General features: G+C 49.7%; 1 protein-coding gene. It reads right to left on the bottom strand.

Translation table 11 applies throughout. The features are described 5' to 3' along the window. Nucleotides 1-44 precede the first annotated feature (44 nt). On the bottom strand, nucleotides 45-416 hold the full coding sequence (locus ACK8P7_RS11000; protein ID WP_410044237.1) for a hypothetical protein: 372 nt from the start codon (nucleotides 414-416) through the stop codon (nucleotides 45-47). Nucleotides 417-587: the final 171 nt, after the last annotated feature.

Genomic DNA, 587 nt, shown 5'->3' with positions numbered 1-587 from the left:
TGAGCGGGCGGAAGCCGTGCACTAAATAACCGTGCAGTGTGATCTCAGGAAGCGGCATATACACCGGCGTCGGACTCGCCGAGAATACAGAGATTATATCCTCGTTCAATGAAGTTCAAGGAGGCGAGCTGCTCCGTTACGCCAGTAGGGAGATACTCACGTTTGTCAGAATCGACACATTTCGTCAGTTCCTCAGGCGATCCATTTAGACGTGCAGCTGTTAAACGATTCTTCAGTGTCGTGCTGACTTTTTCCTGAAACTGCGGGCCAATCAGCTCGGCGATAAGTGTCAGACGGTCCATTTCGAGGAATTCCGGTCTATGGTACAGCTCGTCCAAAGTGGCTGCCATGGTTGAAAGTTTGAGTTCGTTTAGCTCATCCACTAATTCGTTCATGAGTGCTGTTCCTGTAAGCATCAGCTATCCACCTCCTCTCGCATATGATCAGCAAGAGCCTTGCTGCGAGATAAGAGTGTATCGATACTGGATGCTTCTGGTGGCATTACGTATCCGCCACGTTCAGGGGCTTTCTTTGATGGAACCGAATAACGGTATCCTGCTTCTCCGAGGTCATCTGCAACAACAGAA

This window comes from Oribacterium sp. P9, assembly GCF_046365365.1.
Classification (GTDB): Bacteria; Bacillota; Clostridia; order Lachnospirales; family Lachnospiraceae; genus Oribacterium.
This window is presented reverse-complemented; position numbering and strand designations above follow the sequence as displayed.